The 25,482-nt window shown below is 72.9% G+C and carries 21 protein-coding genes and 1 pseudogene; 11 read left to right on the forward strand and 11 right to left on the reverse strand.

What is annotated here, in order from left to right; all coding sequences use genetic code 11:
• Window positions 1–21: 21 nt before the first annotated feature.
• The gene (locus tag ACFQO7_RS26970; RefSeq protein ID WP_376808990.1) at window positions 22–2,184 is read right to left on the reverse strand and encodes a HelD family protein; all 2,163 of its coding nucleotides are present in this window, start codon (window positions 2,182–2,184) and stop codon (window positions 22–24) included.
• A 117-nt stretch (window positions 2,185–2,301) separates the two neighbouring features.
• Entirely contained in the window at window positions 2,302–3,006 is a 705-nt protein-coding gene (locus tag ACFQO7_RS26975; RefSeq protein ID WP_360540763.1) for a DedA family protein, read from the reverse strand.
• Between the two features lie 314 nt (window positions 3,007–3,320).
• Here ACFQO7_RS26975 and ACFQO7_RS26980 point away from each other — a divergent pair, with 314 nt between their 5' ends.
• Window positions 3,321–3,956, forward strand: coding sequence for a carbonic anhydrase (locus tag ACFQO7_RS26980; protein WP_376808991.1), 636 nt, complete (start codon window positions 3,321–3,323; stop codon window positions 3,954–3,956).
• Window positions 3,957–4,088: 132 nt separating this feature from the next.
• Here the strand turns inward: ACFQO7_RS26980 and ACFQO7_RS26985 are convergent, their stop codons facing one another.
• A complete protein-coding gene (locus tag ACFQO7_RS26985) occupies window positions 4,089–4,415 on the reverse strand; it encodes a hypothetical protein (protein ID WP_360537831.1) in 327 nt (108 codons plus the stop codon).
• 235 nt (window positions 4,416–4,650) lie between these two features.
• On the opposite strand from ACFQO7_RS26985, the gene ACFQO7_RS26990 reads away from it, so the two are divergent.
• Entirely contained in the window at window positions 4,651–5,145 is a 495-nt protein-coding gene (locus ACFQO7_RS26990; RefSeq protein WP_203687791.1) for a DUF3145 domain-containing protein, read from the forward strand.
• Window positions 5,146–5,180: 35 nt separating this feature from the next.
• A complete protein-coding gene (locus ACFQO7_RS26995) occupies window positions 5,181–6,932 on the forward strand; it encodes a glycoside hydrolase family 3 protein (RefSeq protein ID WP_376808992.1) in 1,752 nt (583 codons plus the stop codon).
• Between the two features lie 77 nt (window positions 6,933–7,009).
• Here the strand turns inward: ACFQO7_RS26995 and ACFQO7_RS27000 are convergent, their stop codons facing one another.
• From ACFQO7_RS27000 to ACFQO7_RS27020, 5 genes are all read right to left on the reverse strand, one after another.
• Window positions 7,010–8,284, reverse strand: coding sequence for an RNA polymerase sigma factor (locus tag ACFQO7_RS27000; protein ID WP_376808993.1), 1,275 nt, complete (start codon window positions 8,282–8,284; stop codon window positions 7,010–7,012).
• Window positions 8,281–8,619 (reverse strand): YciI family protein, encoded by a 339-nt coding sequence (locus ACFQO7_RS27005; RefSeq protein WP_376808994.1) that lies wholly within the window; start codon window positions 8,617–8,619, stop codon window positions 8,281–8,283. Before ACFQO7_RS27005 ends, ACFQO7_RS27000 begins: the two co-directional genes overlap by 4 nt.
• Window positions 8,620–8,987: 368 nt before the next feature.
• Window positions 8,988–9,518: an XdhC family protein gene (locus ACFQO7_RS27010; protein WP_376808995.1), complete on the reverse strand. Its 531-nt coding sequence runs from the start codon at window positions 9,516–9,518 to the stop codon at window positions 8,988–8,990.
• Window positions 9,519–9,702: 184 nt separating this feature from the next.
• Window positions 9,703–12,108, reverse strand: a complete 2,406-nt coding sequence (locus ACFQO7_RS27015) for an acyltransferase family protein (protein ID WP_376808996.1) — start codon at window positions 12,106–12,108, stop codon at window positions 9,703–9,705.
• On the reverse strand, window positions 12,098–12,325 hold the full coding sequence (locus ACFQO7_RS27020) for a hypothetical protein (protein ID WP_376808997.1): 228 nt from the start codon (window positions 12,323–12,325) through the stop codon (window positions 12,098–12,100). The genes ACFQO7_RS27015 and ACFQO7_RS27020 overlap by 11 nt, the downstream gene beginning before the upstream one ends.
• Before the next feature lie 432 nt (window positions 12,326–12,757).
• Here ACFQO7_RS27020 and ACFQO7_RS27025 point away from each other — a divergent pair, with 432 nt between their 5' ends.
• From ACFQO7_RS27025 to ACFQO7_RS27050, 6 genes are all read left to right on the forward strand, one after another.
• On the forward strand, window positions 12,758–14,866 hold the full coding sequence (locus ACFQO7_RS27025) for an acyltransferase family protein (RefSeq protein ID WP_376808998.1): 2,109 nt from the start codon (window positions 12,758–12,760) through the stop codon (window positions 14,864–14,866).
• A gap of 371 nt (window positions 14,867–15,237) precedes the next feature.
• Window positions 15,238–15,963 (forward strand): hypothetical protein, encoded by a 726-nt coding sequence (locus ACFQO7_RS27030; protein WP_376808999.1) that lies wholly within the window; start codon window positions 15,238–15,240, stop codon window positions 15,961–15,963.
• A gap of 31 nt (window positions 15,964–15,994) precedes the next feature.
• Entirely contained in the window at window positions 15,995–16,948 is a 954-nt protein-coding gene (locus ACFQO7_RS27035) for an ADP-ribosylglycohydrolase family protein (RefSeq protein ID WP_376809000.1), read from the forward strand.
• A 111-nt stretch (window positions 16,949–17,059) separates the two neighbouring features.
• On the forward strand, window positions 17,060–17,935 hold the full coding sequence (locus ACFQO7_RS27040; RefSeq protein WP_376809001.1) for an aldo/keto reductase: 876 nt from the start codon (window positions 17,060–17,062) through the stop codon (window positions 17,933–17,935).
• 55 nt (window positions 17,936–17,990) lie between these two features.
• Window positions 17,991–19,259: an MFS transporter gene (locus ACFQO7_RS27045; RefSeq protein ID WP_376809002.1), complete on the forward strand. Its 1,269-nt coding sequence runs from the start codon at window positions 17,991–17,993 to the stop codon at window positions 19,257–19,259.
• 198 nt (window positions 19,260–19,457) lie between these two features.
• Window positions 19,458–20,765: a carbohydrate-binding protein gene (locus ACFQO7_RS27050; protein ID WP_376809054.1), complete on the forward strand. Its 1,308-nt coding sequence runs from the start codon at window positions 19,458–19,460 to the stop codon at window positions 20,763–20,765.
• A 2-nt stretch (window positions 20,766–20,767) separates the two neighbouring features.
• Here ACFQO7_RS27050 and ACFQO7_RS27055 read toward each other — a convergent pair whose 3' ends face one another.
• The 3 genes from ACFQO7_RS27055 to ACFQO7_RS27065 all read right to left on the reverse strand — a co-directional run bounded on the left by ACFQO7_RS27055 (window position 20,768) and on the right by ACFQO7_RS27065 (window position 23,175).
• Window positions 20,768–21,235 (reverse strand): GNAT family N-acetyltransferase, encoded by a 468-nt coding sequence (locus ACFQO7_RS27055; RefSeq protein WP_376809003.1) that lies wholly within the window; start codon window positions 21,233–21,235, stop codon window positions 20,768–20,770.
• 102 nt (window positions 21,236–21,337) lie between these two features.
• A complete protein-coding gene (locus tag ACFQO7_RS27060) occupies window positions 21,338–21,994 on the reverse strand; it encodes a response regulator (protein WP_376809004.1) in 657 nt (218 codons plus the stop codon).
• A complete protein-coding gene (locus ACFQO7_RS27065) occupies window positions 21,991–23,175 on the reverse strand; it encodes a sensor histidine kinase (protein ID WP_376809005.1) in 1,185 nt (394 codons plus the stop codon). Before ACFQO7_RS27065 ends, ACFQO7_RS27060 begins: the two co-directional genes overlap by 4 nt.
• 131 nt (window positions 23,176–23,306) lie before the next feature.
• Here ACFQO7_RS27065 and ACFQO7_RS27070 point away from each other — a divergent pair.
• A pseudogene (locus tag ACFQO7_RS27070) lies at window positions 23,307–23,871 on the forward strand (hypothetical protein); the annotation flags it as partial.
• A 135-nt stretch (window positions 23,872–24,006) separates the two neighbouring features.
• Window positions 24,007–25,470: a serine/threonine-protein kinase gene (locus ACFQO7_RS27075; RefSeq protein ID WP_376809006.1), complete on the forward strand. Its 1,464-nt coding sequence runs from the start codon at window positions 24,007–24,009 to the stop codon at window positions 25,468–25,470.
• Window positions 25,471–25,482: the final 12 nt, after the last annotated feature.

The raw sequence follows: 25,482 nt of genomic DNA on the forward strand, positions 1-25,482 counted from the left end.
GTTGTGAAGGTGCCCTTCCTTTCAGCGCCAGGGGCGGGTGGCGAGGGTGGTGAGGCGCTGGGTGGCGCGGGAGAGGGCCACGTAGAGGGTGCGGCGACCCGCGTCGGTACCGGCGTCGATGAGGCCGGGTTCGACCAGGACGACGGCGTCGTACTCCATGCCCTTGGCGGCCAGGGCGGTGACCACGCGCAGGCGCTCGGTGTCCCACTCGGACAGGCGGGCGATGACGCGGTCGCGGATGCGGGCGTCGGGGGTGATCACGCCGACGGTGCCCTCGACCTCGGTGAGCAGCGCTGCGACCGCGTCGCGGACCGCGTCGTCCAGGGCGGAACGCTCGACGATCCGGTGCACGGGGTCGATGCCGGTGGTGCGCACGGCCTTGGGCAGCGGCAGGTCCGGGGACACCCTGCGGATGACCTCGGCGGCGACCTCGAAGATCTCGGTCGAGTTGCGGTAGTTGGTGGTGAGCTGGTGCGGGTGGCGCTTGCGGCCGCCCAGCGCCTCGTCCCGCGCGCGGGCCACCTCGCCCGCGCTGCCGATCCACGCCGACTGCGCGGGGTCGCCGACCACGGTCCAGCTCGCCGCGTGGCCGCGCCGGCCGATCATGCGCCACTGCATGGGCGTGACGTCCTGCGCCTCGTCGACGACGACGTGCGCGTAGTCGCGGTAGTCGTTCTCCCGGGGGGCGGCGGCCGACGCGGCGCGCGAGCGCTCGTACGCCGTCGCCACCTCGCGGACCCCGCCCACCGTGTACGCCTCGCGGCGGCGTACCCGCGGCTTGGGCTTCTCGCCGATCAGCTCCCGCAGCTCGTCGAGCAGCGGCACGTCGTCGATGCTGGGGCCCTGCTCACGCAGCGGGGCCAGCGCCCGCACCAGGGTCCGCTGCTCCTCGTTCGACAGCGTGCTCTCGGCGTAGCGGCGCAGCCGCTGCGGGTCGGCCAGCCAGCCCAGCACCTGCTCCGGACGCACCAGCGGCCACCACGCCTTGAGGAAGTCGCGGAAGCCCTCGTGCTCGGTCAGCTCCTCGTCGAAGCGGGCCTGCTCCAGCCGCGGCTGCTTGGCCTTCATCTGCTCCCAGAGCAGGTCCAACACCGCGCCGAACGCCTTCGCGCGGATCTCGTTGCGCCGGTTGCCGCGCCCGATCCGCCGCCGGATGTCCTCGCCCTGCCGCCAGCTCAGCTCCAGCCACTCGCCGCGGTAGCGCAGCCGCAGGCCGTCGGGGCAGCCGGGCGGGGCGTCCTCGGCGGCGCGGCGCAGCACCCGCCGCATCCGCGTCGAACCCTTGATCGCGCGGACCGCGGCGGTCTCCTCACGGGTGGCGCTGAACCCGGGCACGAGCTGCCCGAGCGACTTCAGCGTCGCGGTGTCCTCGCCGAGCGAGGGCAGCACGGTCTCGATGTACTCGACGAACACCGGGGACGGGCCGACGATCAGCACGCCGCCGCCGGCGAACCGGGCCCGGTCGGAGTAGAGCAGGTACGCCGCGCGGTGCAGGGCCACCGCGGTCTTGCCGGTGCCGGGGCCGCCCTCGACGACGGTCACCCCGGACGCGGGGGAGCGGATCGCCAGGTCCTGCTCGTGCTGGATGGTCGCCACGATGTCGCGCATGCCGGTGCCCTTGGCCCGGCTCAGCGCCGCCAGCAGCGCGCCGTCGCCGACCACCCGCATACCCTCGGGCGCGGCCGACGGGTCGAGCAGGTCGTCCTCCAGGCCGGTCACCTTCTCGCCGAATGACGAGATCATCCGGCGGCGGATCACACCCAGCGGCTGCGCTGCGGTCGCGCGGTAGAAGGCCGCCGCGGCCGGCGCGCGCCAGTCGATGAGCAGCGGCTCCGCTTCCTCGGTACGCACGCCGAGCCGGCCGATGTAGCGGGGGCGCTCGTCCCAGCCCGCCGCCTCCGGGTCGGCCGCGGCCTCGTCCGGCTCGACGCCGCTGGGGTGCAGGTCCAGGCGGCCGAAGACCAGGCCCTCGTGCTCGGCGTCGAACGCGTGCCGCCGCCGCGCCGCGTGGAACACCATCGCGTCGCGCTCGACCAGGGACCCGAACGTGCCGACCCGTGCGAGTTGATAGCCGTCGGCCTCGGCCTTCGCGGCGTCGGCGCGCAGTCGGGCCAGCCGCGCGTAGACACGGTCCACGTGCTGCTGCTCGATGGCGATCTCGTCGTGCAGGGTGTTGTCAGACATGCGTCTCCTGGGCCGGATATGGCGGCGATGGTGCCCCGATAGGGTACGGGCTGCCTCCGACCGGAAGATCGATCACCGGGCCGATGTGACGCGCGGCCCCACCGGATAGGCTGGAAGTCAGCCGACCCGCTCCTTCGCGGCGGCCCCCGCGTCGGTGGGGTGGTCGATCTCGTGGTCGCCCAGCAGCTCGACCGTCTCGTCTGCGGCCGCTTCGACCAGGGACTTCTTGGCCCGGTGCTTGAACCACCAGGTGGTGCCCAGCCCGAAGACCACGGCCAGGGCCAGCGCCGCCCACGAGAAGCGCTTCAGCCACGCCTCCGCCACCGCGCCCAGCGCGTAGATCGCGAACGTGGTCCCGAACGCCCAGACCAGCCCGCCACCCGCGTTGGCCAGCAGGAACTTGCGGTACGGCACCTTCAGTGCTCCGGCCATCGGGCCCGCCAGGATGCGCAGCAGCGCGATGAAACGGCCGAAGAACACCGCCCAGGTGCCCCAGCGCCCGAACATCGCCTCGGCCCGCACGATCTGCTCCGGGCCCAGGTGCTTCGGGAAACGGCGGCCCAGGCGCTCCAGCAGCGGGCGTCCGCCGCGCTTGCCGATCGCGTACCCGATGGAGTCGCCGACGATCGCGCCGATCGCGGCACCGGCGGCCACGCCCCACGGCGAGATGTGATCCGTGGTCGCGGCGAGCAGGGAGGCGCTGACCAGCACGATCTCGCCGGGTAGCGGGATGCCCATGCTCTCGGTCCCGATGACCAGACCGACGATGAGGTAGATGGCGACCGCCGGCAGCGTCTCCAGCCATGCTCCGACGAACTCCACCGGCCACCCCTTCTCCGAGCGTCATCGCCCGTAGTGACCTGACGGGACGCTCGAAAGATACCCGACGGGGGACCCCGTCGCACCCGGCTGAACTCCCTAAGGGGCCACCGGAGGTGTCGGATCACGGCCTCGCCCCACCCGCCATGGCGGAAGACCGCGGTGGGATCGGGCGTCCTGCGGTTTCCGGGAAACTGTAGGAATCGGGCAGCGAAATTCGCGCGGTTTCCCCGAAACCGCCGGATCGGTCGTGAGAAGCGTCGCACTACTTCCGAGTAACCTTTTGGCGGCGTGCGTTCGCCAGCGACGCTTGACTCATGACGCTGTCGAGGACCGCGCCGCCGGACCGTGATGCGACGATGCCCGGCGAGCGCCGGGGGCCGGCAGAGGCGCTGGCCGACCTGATGACGGGCAACCGCCGCTTCGCGGCCGGACGCCCCCGGTACGGCCACCATGTCGGTGAGGCGGCCGCCCAGTCCAGTGGCCAGGAGCCGTACGCGGTGGTGCTCGGCTGCATCGACTCGCGGGTGCCGCTGGAAGCCGTGTTCGACCAGAACTTCGGCGACATGTGCGTGGTCCGTTCCGGCGCGCACGTGCTGGACCGCTCGGTGGTGGGCTCGGTCGAGTTCGCCGTCTCCGAGCTGCACGCCTCGCTGGTGATGGTGCTCGGGCACGAGCGCTGCGGCGCCGTGGCCGCGACCGTCGACGCGCTGCGCACCGGCAGCCGGCCCGACGGGTTCATGGGTTACCTGGTGGACCAGATCGCGCCCGCGGTCACCGAGGTCGGCCTCAACGACCCGCAGGTGAACCAGAAGGCGCTGCGCCGCCACGTCAGCCGCACCGTCGAGCAGCTCAGCCTCGCCGAGCGGCTCGCCACCGCCACCGCCGCCGGCCGCGCCCGGATCGTCGGCGCCGTCTACGACCTCGACACCGGCGTCGTCGAACTCCTCTGACCCACCGCCCCCCACCACCACCTGCCGCCCGGGTCAGCGGGCCGGCCGGGGCGCGGGTCGGCGTGGCGTGGCGGGCATGGTTGAGGCCCCGGCCGCGGGGCGGACGGGGCCTCAACGTGAGACAGAGGGGGCTCAGCCCTCGAAGATGCCGGCCTCGGCCAGGCGCTTCTCGGTGGCGTCCCAGCCGTGGCCCGGGTGGGAGCTGTTGAGAGCGACCAGCTCAGCGCGGATCTTGGTGGCGTGGCCGGCGCCCGCGAGCACGCGGATCTCCTCGACGAAGGCGTCCGAAGAGGTGCTCAGGTGCACGGTCTTGCCGTTGGTGAGGTTCCGCACGTAGGCGTGCTTGCCGTTGTTCAGCGGAATGATGTACTTGAACTCACCGAGCACGCTCAGCGCGCCACCCTTGGCCTCACCGGCCCGGACAGACGCGCGCGCGGTCTTGGAGGTGTTGCTCGCCACGACGTACTCCTTGAAAGTCTGGTTGACTTAAGAACTCTACACGACCCCCGAGCAGACCCTGACCGGCGTCGCCTTCCGGTGTGACGGACACGTCGCCGCGGGCCGGTCGGACAATTCATCCGGCGAGTTTGGCGATTCTCTGGCGCCACATCCGCCCCAGCCGTCATCATGGGTGAGATCGCCGGAGTCGCCAGGCCGTAGGGGAAGACGCGCCTGTCCGTCTCGGGAGGTCACCGTGCCCACGCGTGGCGTCGTACACGTCCACTCGAGCCCGCTTGCCGTGTGTCCTCACGTCGAGTGGGCGATTTCGCGCGCCCTGAAAAGCGGCGCGGTCAACCTGCACTGGACCGTGCAGCCGCTCGAACCCAGCGCCCGCCGCGCCGAGTGCGGCTGGTCCGGTCGTCCCGGCACCGCCGCGGAGATAGCGGCTGAGCTGCGTCAGTGGCCGATGCTGCGGTTCGAGATCACCGAGGAGCCGAGCGCCGGTGTCGACGGCGAGCGGTTCATGCACGTGCCCGGCCGGGGCCTGTTCCGGGCCGCGATGGGCGCGGCCGGTGACATCCAGCTCGGTGAGGACCGGCTGCGTTCCCTCATCGCGGGCAGCCGCAGCCCGGAGGCGCTGGCGCATGCTCTCGACATGGCGATGGGCACCCCCTGGGACGCCGAACTCGAGCCGTATCGCTACGCCGCCGAGGGGGCGCCGGTGACGCTGCTGACCAGGGCGGGTTAGTCCAGGCGTGGGTGGCGGGCTCGGCCGTAAGGAGGATGTGGTCGCGTGTAACGGTTGACCCCGTCCCGTACTGCTGGTGGGATACCCGCGTGACCTTGTCAACGCAGAAGTGGTTCCGCCGGCTCGGTGCCGTCGTGTCCGGCCTGTGCACCGTGGCGGTCGTGGCAAGCGCGTGCGGCACGGCGCCCGACAACGGGGGAACTCTGCCGATGCAGGACCCGGCCGACGTCTCCGCCAAGGTCGCGGGGATCATCAAGAAGATGTCCGACGCGGACCTCGCCGGCCAGGTGCTGATGCCGTTCGCCTACGGGCGCTCGGCCACCGACGTCTCCGCGGGCACCGCGGCGGGCAACAAGGCACTCGCGGGTGTGGACAGCCCCGCGCAGATGGTGGAGAAGTACCGGCTCGGCGGCATGATCCTGATCGGGTTCGGCGGCAACGACCCGACCGCCGCCAACCAGCCGGTCAACAACGTGCAGTCGCCGGAGCAGGTGCGGGCGCTGACCGGAGGCCTGCAGGCGGCCGCCGCCCGGCTGCCCGCCGACGTGCCGCTGCTGATCGGCATGGACCAGGAGTTCGGCGTGGTCACCCGGCTCACCACCGGGATGACGGTGCTGCCCAGCGCGATGACGTTCGGGGCGGCCGCCGATCCGGGCCTGACCGAGGTGGCCTGGCGTGCGGCGGGCCTGGAGCTGGCCGCGGTGGGCGTGAACGTGAACTTCGCGCCGGTCGCCGACGTGCTCGGCCCGGCGGGCAGCTCCGTGATCGGTTCCCGGTCGTACGGGTCGGACCCGCGCGCGGCCGGTGATCAGGTCGTCGCCGCGGTCAAGGGCATGCGGGCGGGCGGCGTGGCCGCGACGCTGAAGCACTTCCCCGGGCACGGCCACACCAGCGCGGACAGCCACACCGAACTGCCCGTCGTGAAGCAGTCCCGGCAGCTGCTGGACACCGACGACCTGGCCACTTTCAAGGCGGGCATCAAGGCCGGGGCGCCGATCATCATGTCGGGCCACCTGGACGTGCAGGCGGTCGACCCGGGCGTGGCGGCGACGTTCTCCAAGAAGGTGCTGACCGATCTGCTCCGCAAGGAGCTGGGTTTCCAGGGCGTCGTGGTGACCGACGGCATGAACATGGCTCCGGCGATGAAGGCGCCGCCGGGCGAGGCCGCCGTGAAGGCGCTGCTGGCCGGCAACGACCTGATCCTCATGCCGCCGCACGTGGGCCAGGCGCACCAGGGCATCGTCGACGCGGTGAAGGCGGGCACCCTGCCCCGGGCCCGGCTCGTCGAGGCCGTCGGCCGGATCCTGCACCTCAAGCTCGGCTTCGGCCAGGCCGCGGCGCCGGCCCTGTCCACCGTGGGCACCCACCAGCAGGACGTGGCCCCGCTGGCCGCGGCCGCGGTCACGGTGCTGCGCGGCACCTGCGGCAAGCCGCTGGTGACCGGCCCGGTGCGGGTGACCGCCTCCCCGGGCCGCGACAAGGCCCGCAACCGCCTGATCGAGGCGCTCAAGAAGTCCGGGGCCACCGTGGTCGAGTCCGGCGGCAGCGTCGTGCACCTCGTCGGGTACGGCGACACCGCCGACGACCTGGCCGCGGGCGCAGCGGTCACCGTCCACATGGACGTGCCGACGCTGCTCGCCAAGTCGACCTCGAAGGTGCTGGTGGCGACGTACTCGTCCAGCGACCTGTCCATGGACGGGCTGGCCGCGGTGCTCACCGGCAAGGCGAAGCCGATCGGCCGCTCGCCGATCGAGGTGGCCGGCCTGCCCCGGACGACCTGCGCCTGATCTGCCGAGACGCCCGTTGCGTGCCCCCGTGGCCGCAGCGGGCGTCTCGCTGTCCGCAGGGCTGCGTCCAGGTCGGTTCAGTACCCAGGCCCATCGGATTCCTCGCGGAGCTCGTCGGCGCGGTCGAGCAGGGCGCGCCGCTCGACCTCGCTGTGGGCGTGCGCGGCGGCGGTGCGGAACAGGTCCGCGGCGCGCGCCCGGTCACCGGCCCGCGCGGTGAAGTCGGCCTCCGCGGCGATCGCCAGCGGGTATCCGTCGAGTGCCCCGCCCGTTCGGGCTCGGGCCAGCAGGTCCAGCCCGGCCGCCGGCCCGTGGGCGTAGCCGTGCGCGACCGCGCGGTTCAGCTCGATCACGGGGCCGGGCTGCAGCTCGGCGAGCCGGTCGTAGCAGTCGGCGATGCGCCGCCAGTCGGTGTCCGGGACCGACGCCGCCGTGGCGTGGCAGGCCGCGATCCGGGCCTGCAGCGCGTAGGGCCCGGGTTCGTGGGGTCCAGGCTCGCCGGGCCCGGGTTCGTCGAGGCCGGACAGGATGCCGACGGCTTCGTCGATCGCGGTGCGGTCCCAGCGGGACCGGTCCTGCCGGTCGAGCGGGACCAGGTCGCCGGCCGCGTCGCGGCGCGTGTGCCGCCGCGAGTGCTGCAGCAGGAACAGCGCGAGCAGGGCGTGGGCCTCGGCCTGGGCGGGCATGAGCCGGGCGAGCAGGCGGGCCAGCCGGATCGCCTCGTCGGCGAAGGCGGGCTCCCCGTCGGGGTTGTAGCCGTGGGTGAACAGCAGGTAGAGCACGGCCAGCACGCCGGGCAGGCGCTCTTGCAGGGCGGGGCCGGTCGGCACGCGATACGGGATGCGGGCTTCTGAGATCTTGGTTTTGGCCCTGGTCAGACGCCGGGTCATGGTGGATTCGCCGACCAGGAACGCCCGCGCGATGTCCGGGGTCGGCACGGCGCAGATGGTGCGCAGGGTCAGCGCCACCCGGCCTTCGAGCGGCAGCGCGGGATGGCAGCAGGTGAAGATCAGCCGCAGCCGGTCGTCCACGATCTCCTCCCGCTCGGGTTCGCCGGTGGCCGCGGTCAGCGCCAGCACGGCCAGTTCACGCAGCTTGCGGCGTTCGACGGTGCCGCGCCGCAGCACGTCGAGGGCACGGTTGCGGGCCACCGTCATCAGCCAGCCGCCCGGGTTGTCCGGCACGCCGTCGGCCGGCCAGTGGTCGAGCGCGAGCGCGAGCGCCTCCTGGGCGCAGTCCTCGGCCAGCGTCCAGTCACCGGTGATGCGGATCAAGGCTGCCACGATGCGCTGGTACGCCTCGGTGGCCGCGGCCGCGGCGGCCTGCGCCGCCGCGGCCCGTGCGTCGGTCAAGACCGGTCCCAGTCGGCCTGCGGCCGGATCTCGATGCGGCCCCCGCGGGCCATCGGGTGACCCTTCGCGACCTCGATCGCCTCGTCCAGGTCGGCGCACTCCAGCAGGTCGAAGCCGACGATCAGCTCCTTGGTCTCGGCGAACGGCCCGTCGGAGACCAGGGTCTGCCCGTTGCGCACCCGTACGGTCGTCGCCGTCGACTTCGGCGCGAGCCCCATGCCCATCAGGCGCTGCCCGCTGGCGTCGTGCTGGTTGACCCAGACGTCGACGTCGGGCTCCGGCGTGGGATCGGTGTCCGGCTCGGTGTCGGTGCAGACGAACATCAGATACTTCATCTCTTTGCTCCCTTGTTCGAGTTCACCCTGGTGACGAACAGCCGACCGCGTTCCGGACACTCCCCGCCAAGATTTTTCAGAAGGAAGGGCACCTTCTTATCGCTCCGCGTATAAGAAGGTGCCCTTGTTAACGCGGCATGCCCCGTGAGCAGGGAATCGGCGAGCGGCAGGCACCAGCAGGGGCTCAAGTCGGCCCACCGGAACTCCGGCGGCGCGGCGGCTGCGGCCTTCGGCCCGCGGGCCGAGAACACGACGTCGCGCTGCGGCTTACATCTTTTTTGATGTGCCCACATCAAAAAAGATGTAAGCGACGACAGACATGTCCACGCGCACACGCCGTCCCACTCTGGCTGAGCCACCAGGACGAGTCAGAAGGCGAAGCCGCCGGGGCGGCCGTTGCGGTCGGCGATGAGGCCGGCCAGCGTCGCCACGGCGATCTCGGCGGGCGTACGCGACCCGATGTTCAACCCGATCGGCCGGCGCACCCGCGCGACCGCGCTCTCGTCGACCCCGCGCTCACGCAACGCCGCCACGTGCGGGGCGGTGTGCCGAGGGCTGCCCATCACGCCGATCCAACGGGCCCGGGTCTGCAGGGCCGCGTCGAGGATCGCGCCGAGTTCCGCCCGGTCGTGGTCGGTGACCACCACGTCGGCGTCGCGGTCGGCGAACGAAGGGTCGACGGTGCTGGCCAGGTGCAGGTGTTCCGGCCGGGACGCGGATTCGATCAGGTGCAGGTCGGGTTCGACCAGCACGGTGCGGTATCCGAGGTCGTGGCCGAAGTGCAGCAGGTGCTCGGCGACCGGGGACGCGAAGACGGCGACCAGGGTACGTGCGCCGTGGGACGCGGGCAGGTCGCCGTGTGCCGCCGCGCAGGCCGGATCCGTGTGCCGATGTGCCATTCGCCCAGCGTAGTACCGTGCCGTCGCTGCGCAGGCCGACAGCGGTCGGCGAGGCCCCTGCGGCGGCGATCGCGCCGACACGATCCGGCCGGGAAGCCGCAGGTCAGCCGCGTGCCGTGTGGGGAAGGGCACCTTCTGCAACGCGGAGCGTTAAGAAGGTGCCCTTCCTTCGCCCCCCGCCGGGTCAGGGGACGGGGGCGGTGGCGCGGATGGTGCGGGCGGTGATGGTGGACATGACCATGGTCTGGTCGGGTTCGGGCGGCGGGGCGATGACGGCGACGACCTCGGGATGGTGGCGGCCGACCCGGGCGTGGGCCCGGCGACGGCGGCGAGGCAGGTCCTCGACCCAGCCGAGCAGCCAGCACGCGCCCGCGACGAAGACGCACGACAGGGCGAGCTTGATCGCGATGAGCAGGGGTTCGTTGTCCAGCGCCCAGATCCTGGCCTTGCCCAGGATGAAGATGGTCGTCAGCACCGCGAGCTGGTGCCACAGGAACATGGTCAGCGAGCGGCTGCTGATCCACTCGACCACCCGGCGGAACCGCTTGCGGGCCGACAGCCAGGTCAGCTCCGGGTCCCAGTGCAGCAGCGGCACCACGAACGCGGCACACCACAGCACCTGACCGACCGGGCTGGCCTGGAGCAGCCCGCCCGCCGGCGGGAAGAAGTGCAGCCAGCCGAGCGCCCCGCCGACCATGACGGCCGACAGTGCCAGGACCAGCTTGCGGTTGGCCCGCTGCAGGCGCCCGGTGGCGTGCCAGTAGCCGAGCACCCAGCACGGCGCGTAGATGCCGAGCATCTGGGTGACGTCGGCCAGCCACGAGCTGAACCCGATGAGCGGCGACACGGCCAGCAGCGCCAGCGGGGCCAGCGCGGTCAGCAGCGGGCGGCGGCGGTAGCAGGCCCACAGCAGCGGGGCCAGCAGCGTCAGCCACAGGTAGGTGCGGATGTACCAGAGCACACCCGTGATCGGCACGGCCCAGTCGTTGCCGGGCGGGTCCGACAGCGGGAAGACCCAGGCCAGCACCGCGGTCTCGTTGAACGGTCGCGCGTCAGTGCCGTCCCAGCCCATCACCCACATCAGCGGTACGAGGATCAGCCCCGCCGCCCACACCGCGGGCATGACCCGGCGGAACCGGCTCCACACCGCGATCTCGGGCCGGTCCTTGGCCTTCATCATGGACCGCGCCATCAGCGACCCGGCCAGCGCGAACATGACGCCCATCGAGGGCAGCGCGAAGCCGAGCCAGACGAAGCCGGTGGCGTGGAACGCGATGACCCGGGCCATCGCCAGCGCGCGCAGCAGGTCGAGGAAGAAGGACCGGCCCTGGCGCGGCTGCGGAGGCGGTTCGGCGGCCTTCGGCTTGGCCGCCTCCTTGGCCTCGTTGCGGGTCTGCCAGGACTTGTGGCGCAGGTTCGCCAGGCCGGCGAGCACGGCCGGGCCGACCACGACGAGCTGGAAGACGTACAGCGCCGGGGTGAGCAGCAGCCAGGTGCTGAGCCGTTCGGCCAGCGGCACGCCGCGCCGGTCGAACAGGTACACGGTGGTCTGCGCGTACAGGAAGGCCACCCACAGGCCGACGCCGACCCACGGGACCCGCCACTGCGCGAACGGGAACACCATCAGCGCGCCGAGGATGAAGATCGGGGCCAGGCACATCAGTGCGAAGTCGAACGTGCGCAGCCAGAACGACCAGCCGGTCAGGTAGCGGATGTCCAGCGCGGTGACCCGGTAGTAGTCCCGCGCCCAGCGGATGCGCTGCCGGAACAGGTCGGGCGCGTTGTCCGGCACGGCGGTGTGCACGATCGCGTCGGCGACGGCCGCGGTGGTGCCGCGCCGCTGCGCGAAGTGGGTCAGGTGCCGGTCGTCGGCGACGCCGCGGCGCAGGTACTCGGTGAGGTTGTCCATGACCACCGCCGAGCGCCACACCGCCAGCGCGCCGGAGGCGGTGAAGATGTCGCCGGTGGCCGACAGCCCGTCCCGGATCACCAGGCAGCTGTGCAGGTAGTGCAGGTCGGTGACCTTGGTGATCAGGTTCTCGGCCCGGTTCATGGCGTACACCACGCCGGTCACGCCCTGGATCTTCGGGTCGGCGAAGCGGCGCAGGCAGCGCTCCACGGCGTGCCGGTCGACCACGGAGTCGCTGTCCACGGTGACCACGAAGTCGAAGTCGGCCAGCTCGGCGACCAGCGCGGTGGCCTGCGCGTGGTGCTTGCCGCCGTTCTCGCGCTTGTGCCAGATCACCCGGGCGTGCTGGAACGGCGGCAGCTCGGAGGCGGAGCCGTCGTCGACGACGTGGATGACGTCCGGCACCACCGTGCCGTTGAGCAGGCTGCGCACGGTGTCGTGCAGCATCTCCGGGTCCTCGTTGTACGCCGGCACCACCGCGATGATCCGGCCCTCGGGCAGCGGCAGCTCCCGGTGCCGGCGCAGCAGCCCGGCCAGCAGGATGCCCAGCGAGTACAGCAGCACCACCAGCGACAGCACGCGCTCGGCGGAGTCGGTCCCGACGAACTCGACGTACGCCACGATGACGGCGACGCAGACCAGCGCGGCGACCAGCCGCGCCCAGCGGTTGTCAGCGCGCATCGGAGCGCCACCCGCCGTCCGGGCGGGCCCGGTGCCGGCCGCGCGGACGCGGGATGCGGCCCGCGAACCGCTCCTGCCGACCGGACATACGCAGCAGCACGATGCCGACGAGCACGGCGGTCAGCGCCGCCGAGATGACTTTGAGGACCACGCCGGGCGCGAGCAGCATGCTCACTCCCGTCACGGGCAGGATGTGCTGGCTTGAGCCGAAGGCCATCGAGGGCTCCCCTGTGATCGCGCCGGGGGATGGCGCGCAGCGAATGTCGTTCCAGATCGGATGGAGACGATCGGGAGTGGACGGAAACTAACGGCCCCAACGGGCCTGCTCGGCCGGCGGCAACGCCGTGTCGGCAGGACCAGCCGCGCGGATTAGTCCGCGAAACGGTGAATGAGCGCGTGAGGTGCCGCCGCGCCATGGCCCGGTCGGCGGAGTGTCAAAGTTGCGCTGACCTCGATTTTCATACCCTGCGGATGAACGTCCGGCAGCCGCCGCCGCGCGGCCGGGACCCGCTGTCCTGTCGGCCTACCCGGTTCGAGCGGATCTTCGGCGGGATGGGGCGGCAGGCGTTTCCGGTGCGGCCCGCGGCCCGATGCACTCGTGAGCCCGCCGACCCCAGCCGCCGCGCTGGCACCGCGAACAGGAATCCGCATGAGCGTCTCGCACACCCCCGTGCCCGCCCCGCCCGCCGCCCCGCCGCCCCGCTCCGCCCGCAGGCAGCCCCAGGCCGGCTTCCGGCCCGACGTGGAAGGCCTGCGGGCGCTCGCGGTCACCGTGGTGGTGCTGTTCCACGCGGGCGTGGGCGTGCTCAGCGGCGGTTACGTCGGGGTGGACGTCTTCTTCGTCATCTCGGGCTTCCTCATCACCGGCCACCTGCTGCGCGAGGTCGACAAGACGGGCACCATCTCGATCGGCTCGTTCTACGCCCGGCGGGCGATCCGGCTGCTGCCCGCGGCGACCTTCGTCACCGCGGTCACCGTCGGCGTCGCCTGGCTGTGGCTGCCGCCGGTGCGCTTCGCGGCCATCGCCGGCGACGCGCTGGCGACCACCTTCTACGGCATGAACTACCGGCTCGCGGTGCAGGGCACCGACTACCTCGGCTCGGCGCAGACGCCGTCACCGCTGCAGCACTTCTGGAGCCTCGCCGTCGAGGAGCAGTTCTACTTCGTATGGCCGCTGCTGCTCATCGGGGCGGTGCTGCTGACCCGCCGCCGCCCGCACCGCCGCCACCGCGCCGTGCTCGCCCTGTTCTCGGCGATCGTGGCAGTCTCGTTCGGCCTGTCGGTGTGGCAGACGGGCGTGTCCGCGCCGTGGGCGTACTTCGGCATGCAGACGCGGGCCTGGGAACTGGCCGTCGGCGGCCTGATCGCGGCGACGGCGGTGCACTGGGAGCGGCTGCCGGGGCGGCTGGCCGTGGCGCTGCGCTGGGTCGGCCTGGCCGGCATCCTGCTGGCCGCGTTCACCTTCACCGAGCACACCGCCTTCCCCGGGTATGCCGCCGCACTGCCCGTGCTGGCGACCGCGCTCGTGCTCGGGGCGGGCTGCGCGCGTCCCGACTCCCGGGTGCTCGGGCTGGCCCCGGTGCAGCTGACCGGGCGGCTGTCGTACGGCTGGTACCTGTGGCACTGGCCGGTGCTGGTCGTCGGGCCGTACGTGTTCGGGGAGCTGACCACCGGCCGGCTCGTCGTGCTGGCCGGGCTGTCGTACCTGCTGGCCGCCACGACCCTGGTCAAGGTCGAGGACCCGGTGCGCTCCGCGCCCCGGCTGCGCCGCCGCCCCTGGCACGGCATCGCGCTCGGCCTGGCCCTGTCCACCTCGCTGGCCGCCGTCGCCGTCGCCGCCCCGGTGTACGTGCCGCCGCCCACCGCCGGCTCCGGGCAGGCCCTCGACGTCGCGTCCGCGCTGGCCAACGCCACCGGCGCGGAACGTGAGCTGATCAACCTGGTGGCCGCGGGCGCGGCGTCGAGCACGGTGCCCGCCAACCTCACCCCGGCCGTGGACAAGGCCAAGGTCGACGTGCCCAGGCTCTACCTCGACGGCTGCGACCCCGCGTTCAGCGAGTCCGAGGTGCGCAAACCCTGCATGTACGGCGACACGGACAGCAAGACCACGATCGTGCTGTTCGGCGACTCGCACGCCGGGCACTGGTTCCCGCCCCTGGACGCCGTCGCCAAGCAGCGCGGCTGGCGGCTGGCCGTGGTCACCAAGTCGGCCTGCTCCGCCGCCAGCACCCTGATCTACATGAGCAACCTCAAGCGGCCGTACGAGGAGTGCGTGCGCTGGCGCGACGCCGCCGTGGAGTACATCCGCTCGCTGAACCCGGCGATGGTGGTGATGTCGTCCAACGGCAACGGCGACGCCCTCGACGTCGGCCCCGACCAGGCGACGGGTTGGGCGTCCGCGTGGCGCAAGACGTTCGGGAGGCTCGCCCAGCCCGGCATGAAGCAGGTGCTGATCAGCGACACGGCCTGGCCCGCGGGCGACGCCCCCGAGTGCGTGTCGAGCCACCTGACCAAGCTGGAGGCCTGCCACCGCCCCACCCAGGCCGCGATCGGCGACGGCCGCCGCCGCGCCCTGGTCGCCGAGGCCGCGACCCTGGACGGCGTCACCGTCATCGACCCGCTCCCGTGGATGTGCACAGCCGCCAGGTGCCCCGTCGTCATCGGCAACGTCCTCGTCTACAAGGACAACAGCCACCTGAGCGCCACCTTCGCGGCCCTCCTCGCCACCGTCCTCGCCGACCGCCTCCCCACCCTCTGACCCGCCCGCCCACCGCCCTACCTGCCGCCCCACCTGCCGCCCCCACCTGCCGCAACTCTTAAAGACTTGCGGGCTCCGGGCTGCCCTGAGACCGCAAGTCTTTAAGAGTTGCGACCGGGTCCGGGTGGCCCCGCGCCGCGGGGGCGGGGGGCGGCGGGAGGTGACGGCCTTCGGGTGTCGGGATGTGCGCACATAGACGCAGGTGCAGGCCGCGCGTCTCGCGGTTCGGCGGAACGGATGACGCGCCTTCCCCGCCAGCGGCGGGGCGACTACCATCGGCGCTGTTCTCGACGGTGCAAGCTGCGCGGGAACGTCGACCCGGGCCGGCGGGAGTCGCGGCGTTGAGAACACTGGGGTGAGGAGAACCTGCGATGACCGACAACCGGTTGAAGGGTCGGGTCAAGGGCCTGTTCAGCGGCCCGGCCGAGAACGAGCCGATCGAGCAGCAGCAGGCCAGTGTGCTCGCGGACCCGGACGCCGAGCGCCAGGCGCTGCAGGTGCTGGTGCTGGCCCGGCGCACCGCCGACGAGCACGTCGCCACCGCGCAGGCCGAAGCCGACCGGATCAAGGGCGACGCCCGCGCCAAGGCCGACGACCTGGCCCGCGACGCGCGCGGCATCGTGGAGAGCGCCCGGCAGGATGCGGCGCAGATCCAGGCCGCCGCCCAGGCGAAGTCGGTCGAGATCAACCGCGAGGCGCAGGCGAACGCCGACGCCGCCCGCCGGGAGACCGAGCAGCTGATCGCCGAGGCGCGCTCCACCGCGACGAAGATCGTCGAAGCCGCCCAGGCCAAGGCCGACGAGCTGGAACGCGACGCCCTGCAGCAGTACGAGGACGTGGTCGGCAGCCTGGAAGGCAAGCGCTCGGTGCTGCAGCGGCGCATCGAGGCGCTGCAGAACTTCGACCGCGACTACCGGGCCCGGCTGCGCAAGTTCATGAACAGCCAGCTCGACGCCCTCGACCTGGACGAGCACCCCGCGCCGGAGGACGACGACGAACTCGCCGAGGTCGCGTCGGCACCGGAGCACCGGCAACCCGCGGTGGTGCGCCGCCAGCCGGCCGCCGTCGTGGTGCCGCAGGAGCGCCGACGCCCCTGAGCGGCGGCACGCCGGTGGCATCATCACCGGTATGACGACCGACAGATCCGACCGGGTGGCCGGTGCGCTGCTCGGCGTGCACGCCGGTGACGCGCTCGGTGCCACCGTCGAGTTCGACTCCTGGGAGTACATCCGGTTCCGGTATCCCGACGGCGTCCGCGAGATCGTCGGCGGTGGCGTGTTCGAGTGGCCGCCGGGCCACGCCACCGACGACACCGACCTGACCCGTGCCGTCGCACTGGCCTATCTGGATCCGGGCGACGATGTCGTGCTCGCCGCCGCCCGGCTGATGCTGAGCTGGTACGAGGGCGACTGGCCGGGTCGGGTGCCCGGCCGCCCGCCGGTGGACGTCGGCGGAGCCACCGAGGACGGGCTGCGCGCGTTCGCCCGCACCGGCGACCCGGACGGCTCCGGCGCGGGACCGGGCCGGGCGGGGAACGGCTCGCTGATGCGCTGCATCCCGACCGCCCTGGCGGTGCGCGACCGCGCGCGGCGGATCCGGGAGTCGGTACGGATCTCCGCGGTCACCCACTCCGACGTACGGTGCACGGTCGCCTGCGCGGCGTACAACGAGATCGTCGCGGCGCTGGTCGACGGCGGCTCGGCGGCCGAGGCCGTGGCCGCCGGGGCGGCCGCCGCGCAGGAGCTGGGCGAGCGGTCCGTGGTGGCCGCCATCGAGCTGGGCGAGCGGCTGGAACTGGCCGAACTGGCCCGGACCGGAGTGACCGGCCTGCCCGACGACGGCAACGGATACGTGCTCGACTCGCTGGCGCTGGCGGTCGCCGCCGTGCTCGACTTCCGCGACCTGAGCGCCGTGCTGATCGACATCGTGGCCCTGGGCAACGACAGCGACACCAACGCGGCGATCGCGGGCGGGCTGCTGGGTGCGCGGAACGGGGCGTCGTCCATTCCGGACGGCTGGCTGTCGGTGCTGCAGTTCCGCGCCGAGTTCACCGGCATCGCCGCGGAGCTGGCCCGGCGCTGAACGCCGGCCGCAGGTCCCCTCCGACATTAATAACCTAACAAGGATCATGGCGTTGCGCCATCGGGCAGTCGAGGGACTGCGCAGCTCAATGACGCTGGCTATGGTCGGCCGATGCCTACTCCACTGATCAACGCGAACGCGGCGGGCACCTGGACGCTCGGTGACCTGACCGTCAACCGGATCGGATTCGGCGCGATGCGCCTGCCCGGAGGCGCCAACTACGGCTACGGCGCGGCCAGCGACCGCGACCGGGTCATCGGTGTGCTGCGGCGGGCCGTCGAGCTCGGCGTGAACCACATCGACACCGCGGCGTTCTACTTCTCGCCGCTGCGCTCGGCCAACGAGCTGATCAACCGGGCGCTCGCACCGTACGCCGACGTGGTCATCGCGGTGAAGGTCGGGCCGGGCCGTGACCCGTCCGGTGAGTGGCTGCCGCTGGCCCGGCCCGACCAGCTGCGCGGCCAGGTCGAGGAGAACCTGCGCCAGCTCGGCCGCGACCACCTGGACGTCGTGTACCTGCGCCAGCACGGCCTGGACTCGGTCGCCGAGCACTTCGGGGCGCTGGCCGAGCTGCGCGACGCGGGGCTGATCCGGCACCTGGCCCTGTCCAACATCCGGCCGCAGCACCTGGCGCAGGCGCAGGCGATCGCCCCCGTGGTGAGCGTGCAGAACCCGTACGGCGTCGACACCCGGCGTATGCACGACGAGTTCGTGCGGGTCTGCGGCGAGCAGGGGGTGGCGTTCGTGCCGTTCTTCGCGATCGCCGGTGAGGGCAAGGAGTCGGGCGGCGTCGCCCGCAACGACGCGGTGCTGGCCGTGGCGCAGGCCCGCGGCGTGACGGCCGCGCAGGTGCGGATCGCGTGGACGCTCAGCCGCGGGCCCCATCTGCTGGCGATCCCGGGCACCGGCAACCCGGACCACCTGGTGGAGAACATCGCCGCCGGGGCGCTGCGCCTGTCCGCCGAGGAGCTGGCCGCTCTGGAGTAGCGCGAGCGTCCGGACACGACCAGTTCATTCCACGGGGGAAGGAACCGCACCGCCGATGACCGCCACGAGTACGCCCACCGTCCCGTCGCCGCACCGTTCCTGGCCGGTCCGCCGGGGGCTCATCCCGGAACGCGGCCCGCAGCGCGTGATCGCGCTGGCGACCTTCGTCAACATGGTCGGCACCGGTGTCTTCATGACCAGTGCCGCGCTCTTCTTCACCCGCTCGGTCGGCCTGCCGCTGGCGAAGGTGGCCCTGGGCATGGGCATCGCCGCCCTGGTCGGCATGCTCGCCGGGATGCCGGTCGGCCAGGTGCCCGACCGGCGCGGGCCGCGCGAGATCTACCTGCTCACCCTCATCGTGCGAGCCGTGTCGATGGCGTCGCTGGTGCTCGTGCACACGTTCTGGCTGTTCGTGGTCGTGGTGTGCGTGACCCAGCTGGCCAACTCAGCCGGTGGCGCGGCCCGCGGGCCGCTGGTGCGGGGTTTCGGCGGCACGAACCTGACCGAGTTCCGCTCGTACCTGCGTTCGGTGGCGAACCTCGCCGGGTGCTGCGGGGCGCTGGCGGCGGGCACGGCGGTGCAGCTGGACACGCGCGCCGCTTACCTGGCGCTGGTGCTCGGCAACGCGCTGAGTTTCGTGGCGTGCGCGGCGGTCATCACCCGGCTGCCCTCGCTGCCGCCGGTGCCCGTGCCGGCGGAGTCCGCCGGGCGCTGGGTCGTCCTGAAGGACCGGCCCTATCTCGTGGTCACCGTGCTCGACGCGGTCATGTCGATCCAGGGTCAGGTGCTGGTCTTCGCGCTGCCGCTGTGGATCACGCTGCGCACCGACGCGCCACGCTGGTTCATCGGGGTGGCCGTCGCCGTCAACACCGCTCTGGTCGCGGCGCTGCAGGTCGGGGCGAGCCGGGGCATCGACACGGGTCCGGCCGCCGGGCGGGCCTTGCGCCGCTGCGGGGTGGCGTTCCTGGTCGGCATGGCGTTGATGGCCGCGGCCGCGGGCACCCCCGCCTGGCTGGCCGTGGCCCTGATGGCCGTCGGGATCGCCACGCACACCGTCGGCGAGCTGTGGCACGCGGCGGCTTCGCTGGAACTGCAGTTCCGGCTGGCGCCGGCGCACGCGCAGGGCCAGTACACCGGCGTGTCCGGCTTCGGCACGGGCGCGGCGAACGTGGTCGCCCCCTCGGTGCTCGGTCTGCTCTGCATCGCCTGGGGAGCGCCCGGCTGGCTGCTGATGGGCGCGGTGTTCGTCGCGGTGGGACTGATCGCGCCGCTGGTCGTCCGCTGGGCCGAGCGGACGCGCCTGCACGTGACGCAGGCGGCTTGACTTCCACCGACAGAGGTCCGCACGATCCACATTCGACGCGATGAGATATTGGCATCCGTCCACCCATGGACATTGACAGTAAAGCTTCCTAATAATGACGCCATGCCGAACTCCTCTCGAACGCTGCGCCGCTCGGCCCGCTGGGTGATCGCCGTCGCCACCAGCGCGGCGGCCACCCTCGCGGTCGCGGTCGTCTCCATGCCGAGCGGCCAGGCCGCGCCGACCCCGGTCGCCGCCCTCGTCGCCTGCTCCGCCCCGGCCTGGGCCGAGGGCAACACCTACACCGCCGGCACCCAGGTCACCTACAACGGCCGGCTCTACCGCGCCCTGGTGACGCACACCGCCCACGTGGGCGCGGGCTGGAACCCCGCCGCGACCCCGTCGCTGTGGACCGACCTCGGCGCCTGTGACGGCACCCCGCCGTCGCCGACCCCGTCGGCCTCGCCGTCGCGGCCCCCGTCGCCGTCGGCCTCCCCCTCGCGCCCGCCGTCGCCGTCCCCGTCGGTGTCGCCGCCGTCGTCCCCGTCGCCGTCCACCTCCCCCGGCGGCACCACCTGCGCCGTGAAGTCCCGCCCGACCGGCAAGGTCCTGCACGGGTACTGGGAGAACTGGGACGGTTCGGCCAACGGCGTGCACCCGCCGTTCGGCTGGACGCCGATCACCGACTCCCGCATCCGCCAGCACGGCTACAACGTCATCAACGCGGCGTTCCCGGTCATCCGCTCCGACGGCACGGTGCTGTGGGAGGACGGCATGGACGCGGGCGTGAAGGTCGCCACCCCGGCCGAGATGTGCGCCGCCAAGGCCGCCGGCCTGACGATCCTGATGTCGATCGGCGGGGCCACCGCGGGCATCGACCTCAGCTCGTCGACCGTCGCCGACCGGTTCGTCGCCACCGTCGTGCCGCTGCTCAAGAAGTACAACTTCGACGGCATCGACATCGACATCGAGACGGGCCTCACCGGCAGCGGCAACATCAACACGCTGTCGACCTCGCAGGCCAACCTGATCCGCATCATCGACGGCGTGCTGGCGCAGATGCCGTCCAACTTCGGCCTGACCATGGCCCCGGAGACCGCGTACGTCACCGGCGGCAGCGTCGTCTACGGCTCGATCTGGGGCTCCTACCTGCCGATCATCAAGAAGTACGCCGACAACGGGCGACTGTGGTGGTTGAACATGCAGTACTACAACGGCAGCATGTACGGCTGCTCCGGCGACTCCTACTCGGCCGGCACGGTGCAGGGCTTCGTCGCGCAGACCACCTGCCTCAACACCGGCCTGGTCATCCAGGGCGTCACCATCCGCGTGCCGTACGACAAGCAGGTCCCGGGCCTGCCGGCGCAGGTCGGCGCGGGCGGCGGCTACATGACGCCGTCGCTGGTGTCGCAGTCGTGGAACAGCTTCAACGGCCAGCTCAAGGGCCTGATGACCTGGTCCATCAACTGGGACGGCTCGAAGAACTGGACCTTCGGCGACAACGTCAAGGCGCTCCAGGGCCGCTGACGTCAGCCAGGGCTCCGTCCCGCCCCACCGCGGCGGGACGGAGCCTTCGCCTTCGGGCTCTGGTACGGCCCGACCCGGAAGACCCCGGTCATGTCCTCGTGCCGGCGGTAGCCGAACGTCGAGTACAGGCGCATCGAGTCGCCCGCGGCGAACAGCGCGACGAACGAGCGCGGCCCCGCCTGCGTCGCGATCCAGCGCTCCAGCGCCGTGACGATCGCCCGGCCCACCCCGCGCCCCTGGTGCTCCGGCAGCACGGCGATGTCGTGCAGGTAGAAGTAGATCGCGCCGTCGCCGATCACCCGCCCGACGCCGACGACCTCGCCCTCGTGCACCGCGACGACCGCGTGCAGGGACCGGGCCAGCGACACCGGCAGGGCCTCCACGTCGTACGCGTGCTGCCAGCCCACCGCGCCGGTGACGGCGGTGAACTCGTCGAGCGTGGGCAGCCGGTCGATCACGTCATAAGACACGGGCGGCGACTCTAGCCGACGTTCGCGCCCGCTTCCGGCCGCCACACCGCGGCGACGTCGCAGGTCAAGTGCCATTCGGGGGTACGAGCGCGGCCAGGCGCGTCAGTCCGGCGGGCGCAGGCCCCGCTCGCGGGCCAGGATCGCGGCCTGCACCCGGCTGCGCAGGCCGAGTTTGGCGAGGATCCGGCTGACGTGCGTCTTCACGGTCGCCTCGGCCATCGCCAGCGCGCTCGCCGCCTCGACGTTGGACATGCCCGCGCCGAGGCAGCCGAGCACCTCCCGCTCCCGGCCGGTCAGGGTGTCCAGGTCGGGCGCGGCGGCCGGGTCGGTCCACTGCGGCGCGGCCAGGAACCGGTCCAGCAGCCGACGGGTCGCGGCCGGGGCGATGATCGCGTCGCCGCGGGCCACGGTGCGCACCGCGTCGGCCAGCGCCCCGGCCTCGATGTCCTTGAGCAGGAACCCGGCGGCCCCGGCCCGCAGCCCGCCGAAGACGTACTCGTCGAGGTCGAACGTGGTCAGGATGAGCACCTGGGCCAGCCGTTGCGCGACGATCTCGCGGGTCGCGGCGATGCCGTCGAGCACGGGCATGCGCACGTCGAGCAGGGCGACGTCGGGGCGCTCCCGGCGGCACAGCTCGACCGCCCCCGCGCCGTCGGCCGCCTCCCCGACGACCTCGATGTCGGGATAGGCGTCCAGGATCAGCACGATGCCCGACCGCACTGCGGGCTGGTCGTCGGCGACCACCACCCGGATCGTCATACCGCCGCCTCCTCGGTGTGGCGCACCGGCAGCGACGCGCGCAGCCGCCAGCGCCCGTCCTCGGCTCCGGCGGTCAGCGTGCCGCCCAGCAGTGCCGCGCGTTCGCGCATACCGATCAGGCCGTGGCCGCTGCCCGGGGACGGACCGTCCGGGCGCAGCGCGTTTTCCGTCTCGATCACGACCCGGTCGGCGTCGACGGCCACCCGCAACACCGCGGCACCCGTCCCGTGCTTCCACGCGTTCGTCAGGCTCTCGCGCACGATGCGGTGCGCGGCGAAGTCGACGCTGACCGGCAGCGCCCGGTCGAGCCCGCCGGTGTGCAGGTCGACGGCGAGCCCGTCGGCCTGCGCCTGCGCGACGAGCTGCGGCAGCGAGGCCAGCCCGGGGCGGGTGGCCGGGTCGACCGCGGCGCTGTCGCCGTCCTCGCGCAGCAGGCCGATCATCTGGCGCATCTCGGCCAGCCCGGAGACGCTGCTCTCCCGGATCTGCTCGACGGCCCGGCGCACCAGCTGCGGGCTCGGGTCCGGCGCGGACAGCACCGCCGTGGCGTGGATGGCGATGGCGCTGAGCTGGTTGGCGACCACGTCGTGCAGCTCCCGGGCCATCCGAGCGCGCTCGTCGGCGACGGCCTGGCGGCGTTCCCAGGCGGCCAGCCGCGCGGTCTCCTCGGCCCGCAGCCGCTGGACCCGAGCCTGGTCCCGGTACTGCCGCACGCTGATGCCGGTGACCGTCGGCAGCACCGCGACCAGTGCCACGACCAGGCCGAGCACCACGCCGCGCCAGTCACCCGAGGCGATCACCCCCGCCGCGGCGGCCAGCACGGAGGCGGCGACCGAGCCGATCAGGTTGGCCCGCCACAGCCACGGCCTGCCATACACACACGCGTCGTAGACGACCTGCGTGAAGATCAGCGCCGTGCCGAGCGAGCCGCCGAGCAGCGTGTCCGCGGCCAGCGCGACCAGGCCGACCGCCTCGCCGGTGCCCGGGGCGAGCCGCCGCAGCAGGCAGCAGGCGGCCATCACGGTCATCGGCGCCAGCAGCACCCAGTGCGGGGCGTGCGCCCACGGTCCGCCGCCGAGGAACATGCGCCAGCCGCCGGCCGCGTACAGGACCAGGCCGCCGAGGAACGAGACCAGGCTGATGGCCAGGTCGGTGCGCCAGGAGGGCCAGCGTGCGGTCACCTGTCGATCACAGCACACGGCGCGGGCCGCGACGACCGGCCGGGGGCCGAGGCGGGCTACATCCTTCGGTGTACGCCGGCTTCGTGCCGCGCGCCGAGGCGAACCGCAGCGGGGCCGGACAGGATCGAGTCATGTTGCTCGTCGTCATCGCCGCCTGCGAGGTCGGTTTCTGGGTCATCCTCGGCGCCGGGCTGGCCGCCCGCTACCTGCTGCGCTGGCAGCGGGTGTCGACCATCCTGCTGGTCGGAGTGCCGGTCACCGACGTGGTGCTGCTGGCCGCGACCGCCGTGGACCTGTCGCGCGGGGCCACCGCCACCTTCGCGCACGGGCTCGCCGCGGCGTACCTGGGCTTCTCGGTGGCGTTCGGCCCGTCGATGGTGCGCTGGGCCGACGTGCGCTTCGCGCACCGCTTCGCGGGCGGGCCCGCCCCGGTGCCCCCGCCCCGGTACGGCGCGGCCCGCACCCGCCACGAGTGGCGCGAGTGGGTCAAGGCGCTGGTCGCGTGGGCGATCGCGGTGGCCCTGCTCGGCGCGGCGATCCTGCTGGTCGGCGACGCCGCCCGGACGGCGGAGCTGCAGGGCTGGATCGGGCGGCTCAGCCTCGTCCTCGGCATCTGGCTGCTCGGCTGGCCGGTCTACTACACGGTCTTCCCCAAACGCGACCCGGCGCTGCGCAACGGCAGCGCCGCCTCCTAGCGGGGCCGTGCGAGTCGCACCTTCCCGATCCGCTCACATCTTTTTTGATGTGCCCACATCAAAAAGATGTGAACCCTGATAGGACAGTCCCTTACTGGCGACGGCACGCCCGGCGGGCTTCGGTTTAATGGCGGACATGACCACGACCCAGCCCGTCCGGCTCAACGGCCGCTACCGCCTCGACCAGCGCATCGGCGCGGGCGGCATGGGCGAGGTCTGGCGGGCCACCGACGAGCTGCTCGGCCGCACCGTGGCGGTGAAGACGGTGCTGCCCGCGCTCGCCGACGACGCCGACTTCGCCCGCCGCTTCCTCGCCGAGGCGCGGGCCATGGCCGGCGTGCACCACCGCGGCGTGGTCGCCATCCACGACCTCTACCACGGGCCGGAGGGCGCGTTCCTGGTCATGGAGTTCGTCGACGGCGAACCCCTGTCGCAGGTGCTGACCCGCTACGGCCGGCTCGCCCCGCCGCCCGCGCTGCACCTGGTCGGGCAGGCCGCCGACGCGCTGCACGCCGTGCACGACCGCGGCATCGTGCACCGCGACGTCAAACCCGGCAACATGCTGGTACGCCCCGACGGCACGCTGCTGCTCACCGATTTCGGCATCGCCCGCCGCGACGGCGCGACCGCCCTGACCGCGACCGGCGCGGTCATCGGCACCCTGTCCTATCTCGCCCCGGAGCAGGTGCTCGGCCACCCCGCCACGCCCCGCAGCGACGTGTACGCCCTCGGTGTCGTCGCTTACGAGTGCCTGAGCGGACGGCGGCCGTTCACCGCCGAGAACCCGTTCGCGGCCGCCATGATGCGCCTCAGCCAGGCTCCCCCGCCGCTCGGCCCACACGTGCCCGCACCCGTGGCGGCGCTGGTGGAACGGGCGCTGGCCGTCGAACCGGGCGACCGCTGGGCCGACGCCGCCACGTTCGGCGCGGCGATCGCCCAGGTCGCCGCCGCCCTGCGCACCGGCGTCGCGCCCACGACGGCCCCGGACCCCGCCGAGCCGACCGTGGTGCACCAGCGGACTCCGCTGACTCCGACGCTCGTCGAACCCGGCCTGGCCGCCACCGCGCTCGCCACACCGCACCCTGGCACCATCCCGCTCACCACGCCCCCATCCCGCACCGCCCCGCCCGGCACCGCCCCGCCCAGCACCGCCCCGGCCGTGCCGTACGCCGGGGCGACCGTCCTCACCCCGCGGCCGGACGCCGCTCCGCTCGCCCCGGCCGTGCCGACCGGATTCCGGCCCCGGGATGGCTACTACGTGCCCGTCGAGCCGATGTGCTGGGGCGGCCTGGTCATCCCCGGCGGCCTGGGCCGCACGCCGCGGCGTTACCCACCGCACGAGGAGCACTACTGGGAGACCTTCGCCGCCGCGGAGCTGCCCGAGGAGGCGGTCTACCTGCGACAGGAGGAGCTGCTCGGGCATCCGGCGGTGGCCGCGGTCTGCACGGCTCGGGTGCTCGCCGCGTGCAGCCGCGACCCCGCCCGAACGGTCGGCTGGGAGCTGGAGCCGTGGCCGGTGCAGATCGGCCGGGACCGCTGGATCTTCCACTGTCTGGCCGGGCCCGGCACGGGCGAATGGCTGGGCAGCGTGTTCGCCTGAGGCGGCATACTC

The organism is Catellatospora aurea, from assembly GCF_042663325.1.
Taxonomy (GTDB): domain Bacteria; phylum Actinomycetota; class Actinomycetes; order Mycobacteriales; family Micromonosporaceae; genus Catellatospora; species Catellatospora aurea.

Bases quoted from the DNA above. Each gene is read 5' to 3' on its own strand.
- ACFQO7_RS26970 (WP_376808990.1), bottom strand. From the start codon at position 2,184: ATGTCTGACAACACCCTGCACGACGAGATCGCCATCGAGCAGCAGCAC.
- ACFQO7_RS26980 (WP_376808991.1), top strand. From the start codon at position 3,321: ATGACGCTGTCGAGGACCGCGCCGCCGGACCGTGATGCGACGATGCCC.
- ACFQO7_RS26995 (WP_376808992.1), top strand. From the start codon at position 5,181: ATGTGGTCGCGTGTAACGGTTGACCCCGTCCCGTACTGCTGGTGGGAT.
- ACFQO7_RS27005 (WP_376808994.1), bottom strand. From the start codon at position 8,619: ATGAAGTATCTGATGTTCGTCTGCACCGACACCGAGCCGGACACCGAT.
- ACFQO7_RS27010 (WP_376808995.1), bottom strand. From the start codon at position 9,518: ATGGCACATCGGCACACGGATCCGGCCTGCGCGGCGGCACACGGCGAC.
- ACFQO7_RS27015 (WP_376808996.1), bottom strand. From the start codon at position 12,108: ATGCGCGCTGACAACCGCTGGGCGCGGCTGGTCGCCGCGCTGGTCTGC.
- ACFQO7_RS27020 (WP_376808997.1), bottom strand. From the start codon at position 12,325: ATGGCCTTCGGCTCAAGCCAGCACATCCTGCCCGTGACGGGAGTGAGC.
- ACFQO7_RS27025 (WP_376808998.1), top strand. From the start codon at position 12,758: ATGAGCGTCTCGCACACCCCCGTGCCCGCCCCGCCCGCCGCCCCGCCG.
- ACFQO7_RS27030 (WP_376808999.1), top strand. From the start codon at position 15,238: ATGACCGACAACCGGTTGAAGGGTCGGGTCAAGGGCCTGTTCAGCGGC.
- ACFQO7_RS27035 (WP_376809000.1), top strand. From the start codon at position 15,995: ATGACGACCGACAGATCCGACCGGGTGGCCGGTGCGCTGCTCGGCGTG.
- ACFQO7_RS27040 (WP_376809001.1), top strand. From the start codon at position 17,060: ATGCCTACTCCACTGATCAACGCGAACGCGGCGGGCACCTGGACGCTC.
- ACFQO7_RS27045 (WP_376809002.1), top strand. From the start codon at position 17,991: ATGACCGCCACGAGTACGCCCACCGTCCCGTCGCCGCACCGTTCCTGG.
- ACFQO7_RS27050 (WP_376809054.1), top strand. From the start codon at position 19,458: ATGCCGAGCGGCCAGGCCGCGCCGACCCCGGTCGCCGCCCTCGTCGCC.
- ACFQO7_RS27060 (WP_376809004.1), bottom strand. From the start codon at position 21,994: ATGACGATCCGGGTGGTGGTCGCCGACGACCAGCCCGCAGTGCGGTCG.
- ACFQO7_RS27075 (WP_376809006.1), top strand. From the start codon at position 24,007: ATGACCACGACCCAGCCCGTCCGGCTCAACGGCCGCTACCGCCTCGAC.